General features: G+C 42.9%; 7 protein-coding genes. 3 read left to right on the plus strand and 4 right to left on the minus strand.

The window, feature by feature from the left end; genetic code table 11:
- Positions 1-172: 172 nt before the first annotated feature.
- The 3 genes from BCU75_RS19120 to BCU75_RS19130 all read right to left on the minus strand — a co-directional run bounded on the left by BCU75_RS19120 (position 173) and on the right by BCU75_RS19130 (position 3390).
- Positions 173-1540, minus strand: a complete 1368-nt coding sequence (locus BCU75_RS19120; protein ID WP_102466364.1) for an MATE family efflux transporter — start codon at positions 1538-1540, stop codon at positions 173-175.
- 149 nt (positions 1541-1689) lie between these two features.
- Positions 1690-2412 carry a FadR/GntR family transcriptional regulator gene (locus BCU75_RS19125; RefSeq protein ID WP_102474761.1) on the minus strand — a complete coding sequence of 241 codons (723 nt, stop codon included), beginning with the start codon at positions 2410-2412 and terminating at the stop codon, positions 1690-1692.
- A 201-nt stretch (positions 2413-2613) separates the two neighbouring features.
- Positions 2614-3390 carry an SDR family NAD(P)-dependent oxidoreductase gene (locus tag BCU75_RS19130; RefSeq protein WP_076679151.1) on the minus strand — a complete coding sequence of 259 codons (777 nt, stop codon included), beginning with the start codon at positions 3388-3390 and terminating at the stop codon, positions 2614-2616.
- A gap of 342 nt (positions 3391-3732) precedes the next feature.
- Between BCU75_RS19130 and BCU75_RS19135 the strand changes: the two genes are divergently transcribed.
- From BCU75_RS19135 to BCU75_RS19145, 3 genes are all read left to right on the plus strand, one after another.
- Positions 3733-4452 carry a FadR/GntR family transcriptional regulator gene (locus tag BCU75_RS19135; RefSeq protein ID WP_076679152.1) on the plus strand — a complete coding sequence of 240 codons (720 nt, stop codon included), beginning with the start codon at positions 3733-3735 and terminating at the stop codon, positions 4450-4452.
- A gap of 227 nt (positions 4453-4679) precedes the next feature.
- A complete protein-coding gene (locus BCU75_RS19140) occupies positions 4680-6542 on the plus strand; it encodes a DUF294 nucleotidyltransferase-like domain-containing protein (RefSeq protein WP_076679153.1) in 1863 nt (620 codons plus the stop codon).
- Positions 6542-7258: a 3'-5' exonuclease gene (locus BCU75_RS19145; RefSeq protein ID WP_076679154.1), complete on the plus strand. Its 717-nt coding sequence runs from the start codon at positions 6542-6544 to the stop codon at positions 7256-7258. The genes BCU75_RS19140 and BCU75_RS19145 overlap by 1 nt, the downstream gene beginning before the upstream one ends.
- A gap of 136 nt (positions 7259-7394) precedes the next feature.
- On the opposite strand, the gene BCU75_RS19150 is transcribed toward BCU75_RS19145, so the two are convergent.
- Positions 7395-7940: oligogalacturonate-specific porin KdgM family protein (locus tag BCU75_RS19150; protein ID WP_241905395.1), on the minus strand; the 546-nt coding region annotated here is incomplete at its 5' end.

The raw sequence follows: 7940 nt of genomic DNA on the forward strand, positions 1-7940 counted from the left end.
CCAATTCTCTTAACGATTAATCGACGCTGAATTGATGAGTCGTTTACTGTCCGAAATGCCTTAGCCAGTGACCCAATAAATTCCTACCTTGAAAGTAGTACAACCTTACCAAAGGGCAAGGTTGTAATCAGAGAATATAGGAAGATCCTAGAATGGAAATCTGATGCGGCGATTAGTCATACATCAGTTCTTTGGCTTTGTCGGCATCAAATTCTTTAAGAGACTTGCGAGCCAAGTGACGGAATGGAAAAGCTTTAACGACTTCTTCGAATGGTTGGATGGCAAATGCCCAAAAAATAGAGCCGTCTAAGCCAAAGATAATAAGGGCACATAAAGGTATAGAGATAACCCATTGACCAGTAAAGTTGATTTTGAAGACAGCTGTTGTTTTTCCTAGCGCCCTCAATACATTTCCGTGGACTGTATTGTAGCCACGGACAATCGGTAAGAAGATGTAGAGTGGGGCGATAACCGCCAATGCTTGATAGGTCGACACGTCCAAGTTCGGGTAAATGTCACCAATCACCATACTTAAGCCAGCAAATAAGATTGCACATACAAAAGAAATAACGACCGCAATATCAATACTGGTATCGACGTTTTTAACGAGGTCATCCATTTTTTTGGAGCCGATTGCTTGACTGATAGTAATAGCGGATGAGTGGGCCCAAGCGGTAATAAATTGAGAGCCAGCTCTTATCCAAGGCATCACCAGGGTGATCGCCACATAAGCGTTGATATTGAGTTGTGAATACAACAGCTGATAAATAGTTGCACCGATCAATAGCATGGTCACATTCGCTGCTACAGGAAATATCTCAATGAAGTGACGGCGAATATTGGTGAGAAACTCTGATTTTTCTGTATCTAATTTCAGTGATACAGATGAATCGTAATGCACGCAAAGAACCAGATAGACAAGGCGAATGGTGATCGCAATAACACTGCCTAACGCGGCGCCTTGAACACCAATGCCTTCGAAATTCGAAAAGCCGTGAATGAGTCCATAAGAAAGGACAGCGTTGATCGGCAATTCAATCAAATACCCTTTAAACGGTATCTTGGTTCTTCCCAATGCATTAAATAGGGCGATAATTACTTGCGTTAATGCCGTGAAAATTATCAAGTATTTAGAGATATCAAGATAGTGACTTATTTCTAAGTGAAGGGCTCTGTCGTCAGTTAAGGCTTGGATTAGAGGTTGTTCGAAAAAGGTAAGGAGAATCCAAAATATTGTCGCTATGCCTAAGTTGATGAATAGACCTGCCCAGAATGCTTTTGACAAAGAGGTTGCAATACCAGAACCCACAGCACGACTTAATACCAGTTGTGTGCCATTCGCCAACGCCATTTGTATCCCGAGTACAAACGCAACAATCGTAGTGGCAATGCCCATGGCTGCGAGCGGAATCTCACCTAGTGGGGAAACAAGCAGTGTGTCGATCATCAACATTGACTGCATCAAAATACCGTTAAAGGCTAGGGGCCAGGCGAGAGAGAAGTTTTTCCTTACATACGATTGCGAAGACACAAACAACACCTTATATGTATAACCGTAAGTTTTCTCTGAGAGGACCTGAGTTCAACATTTAAAGATCAAACACTACGGTAATGGATGGTTAGAAAATGGGCGCTAAAATATGACTGACTCGTGTATCTGAATACACGAGTCAGTCTGGTCAATCTTGATTACGCGATGGCTAATTCAACCCTAGACAGCTTTTGATTTTCATCATCAAGTAAAGCTTGAGAGGCGATTCGAGCCTGATTCGCATTGCCTGACATAATCGCATCGTATATCGCTTTGTGCTCTTCTAGACAGAAGCGGCCGCCTTCGGCAGAGTGGTCGATAAACTGCTTGAAAATCGTCGACAGAATGTTCGCGAACGGAATATAAAACTGGTTCCCCGTCGATAAGAAAATCGTTTGGTGAAACAGATGATCGTTGGTTGTCCACTCTTCATAATCAAAGCCGTTTGCGGCAATGGTCATCTTTTGGAAAAGAATCGAAAGCTCTTTGCGTTGCTCTACCGTAGCGTTGGATGCTGCAAGCGCACACGCTTCTGGGTCAATCGCTTTTCTTAAGCCTAAAAATTGAGATAAGAAGGGCTTGGTGTCTTCTAGGTCTTGAATCCAATACAGTAATTGCGGATCTAAAAAGTGCCATTGCGTTCTTGGCTTGATACGAGTGCCCACTTTAGGCTTGGATTCAATCAACCCTTTTGCTGAAAGCAACTTAGTGGATTCTCGAAGGGCAGTCCTACTGACTCCAAAGATTTCGCACAAATCCATTTCGCTAGGTAACTTCTGATTTTCTTCTAACTCGCCTGACAAGATTTTGCGAGCAATTTGCCTCGCGACTTGAACATGAATTCGGCGGCTTGAATCTTCCACCAATGTAAATATTGACATTTAAACCACCTGAAATTGAAATTTTAAATATAAAAAAGCCAGACGAATCTGGCGTTTTGGTGTCAGTGTATACGTCTAATGTAGTGTGAGGTTTTTCCTCATCTACTTCGGTCTGATGACCTTATTTAGTGTGGCGAGCTTAACGACTTTATATAACTTAACGATTCTATATAACTTAGTGAGCTTATGTAAAACAGTTCGCTAGGGCGCTATTTGTCCGCCATTTACATCAAGGATTTGCCCCGTGATGTAACCGCTACAAGCGTGTGACGCAAAGAAAGCAAAAGTAGGGGCGACTTCTTCAATACTGCCAAAGCGTCCCATTGGGATGTTATTGGCAATGTTCGATTTCAACTCATCGCTTTTACCATCGTGAAATGCGGTATCTATAGTGCCAGGAGAAACAATGTTGAAACGGATATTGTCTTTCGCAAACTCTTTTACCCAGTTACGGTGAATATCGTGTAACCACGCTTTTGAAGCGGCATAGATGCCAGCACCCACACCACCACCTTCGCGAGCGGCAATAGAGCCTGTGCTGATCACACACGATGTTTGCCCCGATTCAGCGGCAGATGCACGCAAATGGGGAATAGAGAACTTGGTTGTCATTAATGCAGAGCGAACGTTGAGATCCATTACTCGCTCATAAAACTCATCATCAATATTCTCTAGATTTGCGCGGCCACCGAGGCCACCCGCGTTGTTAATCAACACATCCATGCCGCCAAAATGGTCGGTGAACTCTTTAACTAATCTTTCACACTCTAATGTGTCCATTAGGTTTGCAGGGAAAAACGCAACATCGCCACCCAATGCCGTGAGTTCGGTGAGAACGTCATCGACTTTTGGGCTGAAAGCTCGACTATTGATGCCAATCTTTGCGCCGTATTTTGCGAAAACACGTGCGGTAGCTAAGCCCATACCAGCGGTAGAGCCAGTAATTAAAATGCGTTTACCTTTTAAATCGTTAAACATCAAAGTCGCCTATATTGTACATTACTCACTTGAATAAATCATACAATAACACTTGGCATATTCAAGGGTGTTCACCTCAAAATGGATCATTAACAACATAAATAGTGAGAGTAATAGTGGTTTTGTGAGTTAACGCAAACAAAGGATGTGTAAATAAGAACTATTTGTATGAGTAAATAGGTTTATTTTGTTTGATGGTTTTAATTCTTACAATATTGTCAAAATAATGCTCTAGCCTATATTGGTAGTGACCTCACGTTATTCTTATGCTGAGTTGGTAGAGATATAAATCAGTGTTATAGTCTGAATTAAATAATACATATCCAATAAGTAAGTAGACACATGGCTGGTCCTTTCAATTCTATTTCAGGCTCTAAGCGAAGCCTTCATGTGCAAGTAGCGCGTGAAATCGCTCGTGGTATTTTGTCGGGCAATTTGCCTCAAGGTTCTATTATCCCTGGTGAAATGTCTCTGTGTGAGCAATTTGGCATCAGTCGAACAGCATTAAGAGAAGCAGTTAAACTACTGACCTCAAAAGGCCTACTCGAATCTCGACCTAAAATTGGTACTCGTGTCGTCGACCGTGCGTTCTGGAACTTCTTAGATCCACAGCTTATTGAATGGATGGACGGTTTGGCGGATACAGATCAATTCTGCCATCAGTTTCTAGGCTTGCGTCGTGCCATCGAACCTGAAGCTTGTGCATTGGCCGCCAAATTTGCAACTGCTGATCAACGAATTGAATTATCAGAAATTTTCCAAAAGATGGTTGAGATATCTAGCGAAGAGATTCTTGATAAAGAGCGTTGGCTAGATATTGATATGAAGTTCCACAGCCTAATCTTCAACGCGACAGGTAACGACTTTTACCTACCATTCGGCAATATCTTAACGACTATGTTTGTTAACTTTATTTCTCACTCTTCTGAAGAGGGAAGTACCTGTATTGAAGAACATCGTCAAATTTATGAAGCAATCATGGCGGGGAACAGTGATAAAGCGCGTCAAGTTTCAGCAAGTCACTTACTTGAAAGGAACCACAGATTGCCAATCGCTAGTTAATTGTTTTAAAAAGATTTTCACCTTGAATCTTTGTTGGAATTCATTCATTGGAACTAAAAGGCACACTAGGAAAGCACGTTTAATATGTGCTTTTTTTGTATCTAAATTTGATGAAAACCTGACTGATGTCCAATATTTAACCTATTCTTTGCTGTTTTGTTAAAACCACTAGCAACCAGTCTTGTTAGTTATATAATAATACTAATCAAATTATTGCGAGTGTGATTATGCCTCAGTCTCTATTACCAAATATTCTTCAATTTATCGGTCAGATAGACCCATTTGATAAGATCCCTAAAGAAGCGCTTCGTGAACTTGCCTCTAATGTTCAGATCACTTACCTCGGCAAAGGGGATGTGGTTGATCTGTGTGAATCGGGCAAGGAGAAGTCGCTCTATATCATTCGAACTGGCTCTATGGAGCAAAGAAAATCGGACGGTGTGCTTCGTGCACGTTTAGGTAGCGAAGATTTGTTCGGTTTCACGTTCTTAGATTCTGAAGTCAATGACGAGAAAGGTTATAGAGCCATCGCAATTGAGAACACCTTACTTTATGTGATTCCACACTCGGCACTTCAAACACTCTTTAAGGCTTTTCCAAGTTGTGCAGAACACTTTGCTTCACAGGCTCAAGTTCGCTTGAAGTCAGCACTTGATGTGGTGTGGTCAAATAAAGAGAAAGGCTTGTTCATTCGTAAGGTTGAAGAAGTGGCAAGCGGGCAGGTCGCCATTGTTAAGTCTGAGCAAACCATCCAATCGGTAGCGGTGGAAATGCTTCATCAACGCTCACCCTGTGCGGTGATCTATGAGGGTGAAACCATCGTTGGTTTGATTACCGACCGTGACATGACTAAGCGAGTGATCGCCCACGGTGTCAGCACCGATAATTTGATCTCTGAAGTGATGACACACTCTCCACTTACAGTGAAGCCGGATGATTTAGTGTTGCATGCTGCGTCTATCATGATGCAGTTCAATATCCGTAACTTACCCGTTGTGAAAGAGAACAAAGTCGTAGGCCTTCTTACTACATCGCACTTGGTTCAAAATCACCGTGTCCAAGCGATATTCTTGATCGAGAAAATCAAATACGCGGGCAGTGTGAAAACCATGTCTTCGTTTACCCCTGAGCGACAAGCTATTTTTGAAGCGCTGGTGGAAGGTAAAGTTGCTCCTGAAACCGTTGGTAAGGTAATGACCATGATCATGGATGCCTACACCCGCCGATTGATTCAGATCGCGATTGATAAATTAGGCCCACCACCGTGTGATTTCTCTTGGATCGTAGCTGGCTCACACGCGCGTAACGAAGTTCACATGCTGTCGGATCAAGACAGTGCAATTGTACTGGCAGACGACGCGACAGACAGTGACCGTATTTACTTCAAACACTTAGCGATGATGGTGACCAACGGGTTGGCAAGTTGCGATTACCCGTTATGCCCAGGGAAATTCATGGCAGCGACGCCAAAATGGTGTCAGCCACTCAATGTTTGGAAGCACTACTATAAAAAGTGGGTTGCCAACCCTGAGTACGAACGCCTACTCAACATCAGTGTGTTCCTAGAGATCCGTACTATTTATGGCAACAGTGAGTTCGAAGGCATTCTTCGTGATGAGCTGCATACCAATATTCGTGGCAACCGAGAGTTCCTAAGTACTCTCGTGAAAGACGCGGTCAATACCAATCCGCCACTGGGTATCTTCAACAGTTTAGTGTTAGAGAAATCGGGTGAGAACAAGAAAACCTTGAACGTGAAGAAATACGCAATCAACTTGATTATTGATTTAGCGCGCATTTATGGTCTTGCAGTGGAGTGTGACTTGTCGGCCACTGATGAACGCTTTGCGGCAGCCAATGAAAAAGGCATGCTGAGTGACGACGCATTCAAAAACATTCTGGGCGCTTACCAGTTCATTCTCTCTTTCCGTTTTGGCCATCAACTTGAAGCGTTGAAGAACGGAGATGTACCCGACAACAATATCAATCCAGATAGCTTTGGTAGCTTTGAGCGTAAACACTTGAAAGATGCCTTTAGGATCATTGCCGATCTTCAAGAAGCGGCGAAAATCCGTTTCGGAGCGCGTTAATGAAATCGTTTTTAAATTATTTTCATCCTCTTGAGCGAGTTAAACGTAAGCGTAAGCAATACCTTAATACGGTGAAGTTACCGGAAGCGTTGCACGATCTTGTTGAACAGCCTTGTCCAGACATGACGGATAAGGCTAAAGACAGTGACTACATTGTGTTGGATCTTGAAACGACGGGCTTAGATAGCGAGCAAGATCTGATTTTGTCCATGGGTTGGGTTGATGTGGTTAAGGGGCGAATAGACTTGGCGTCGGCCAAGCATATCTATCTCAATAACGATTCGCAGATCAACGCTGAAACCGCTGTTATCAACCACATCACGCCACAAATGTTGGAAGAGGGCGCTTCAATTCATGATGCGATGCTGACGTTTTTCGAAGCCGCAAAAGGTAAGATCATCGTGGCGCACGCTTGTGTGGTCGAAGAGAAGTTCATTAGCCAGTATCTACTTAGATGCTATGGTTTGAGGCAGTTGCCTCTACTTTGGCTAGACACACTATGCATTGAGAAGAGCATGGAGAAAGCGATCAGCAACCATGAAGAGGTGGATTTAACTCTAGCGGGTACGCGACATAGGTATGGGCTTCCTGAGTACAACAATCACAATGCCTTAGCGGATGCAGTCTCAACAGCAGAATTGTTTTTAGCTCAACAAAAGAGAGTTGTGCCTAACGATGAAGTGACAGTTGCATTCCTCTATCGGATCAGCCATTAGGGTGAGGAGCTAAGTACTCGGCTCTTATTTGAATGAATTGATTTGAAAGAAGAAAAGCCAGCGATTGAGCTGGCTTTTGTTTAGGTCTTAGAAAATTAGGACAGTAATTATCTTAGATTATTCATATAGCTATCGATTAGAAGCTATAAGTTAGACCAACACGGCTACGCAGTTCACGAGTCGCTTTAGTCGATGAAGTGCTCACATCACCAAACTCTACATATGGTGCCCACTGGCCCATCATGTGGCGAATACTAGCGTTTAACTCGTAGTTGGTATCGTCGTTGTCGTAGATGTCATATCCATCAGCTTTGTAGTAGTTACCTTCTAGACCAAAGCGCCAGTTTTCCATTGAGTAGTTAACGTTTGCCGTTAGACGGTGGCGGCGTTGATTACTATCATTTTCATAAGTAAGGTTTCCGTCGTCTAAAATTGGTTTGCCATCAGAGTCTGTTGCGATAGATTTTGTATTCTGTCTCATATCGTAACGGTAACGTGCGCTTAGGCTTAATCCGTCGATGCTATCAACGCTGTATGTCGCACGAACTTGAGGTTTGTACGTAATACCAGATTCACGACCTTCAATAGGCATACCGTAAGTCATTGTCCAGTTATCGTTTAGTACATGACGGTAATTTAGACCAAGCTCCCAACCGTTGTTCTTCAAATCTTCCATGAATTT

Source organism: Vibrio splendidus, assembly GCF_002873455.1.
Lineage (GTDB): Bacteria > Pseudomonadota > Gammaproteobacteria > Enterobacterales > Vibrionaceae > Vibrio > Vibrio splendidus_J.

Bases quoted from the DNA above. Each gene is read 5' to 3' on its own strand.
- BCU75_RS19135 (WP_076679152.1), top strand. From the start codon at position 3,733: ATGGCTGGTCCTTTCAATTCTATTTCAGGCTCTAAGCGAAGCCTTCAT.
- BCU75_RS19145 (WP_076679154.1), top strand. From the start codon at position 6,542: ATGAAATCGTTTTTAAATTATTTTCATCCTCTTGAGCGAGTTAAACGT.
- BCU75_RS19125 (WP_102474761.1), bottom strand. From the start codon at position 2,412: ATGTCAATATTTACATTGGTGGAAGATTCAAGCCGCCGAATTCATGTT.
- BCU75_RS19140 (WP_076679153.1), top strand. From the start codon at position 4,680: ATGCCTCAGTCTCTATTACCAAATATTCTTCAATTTATCGGTCAGATA.
- BCU75_RS19130 (WP_076679151.1), bottom strand. From the start codon at position 3,390: ATGTTTAACGATTTAAAAGGTAAACGCATTTTAATTACTGGCTCTACC.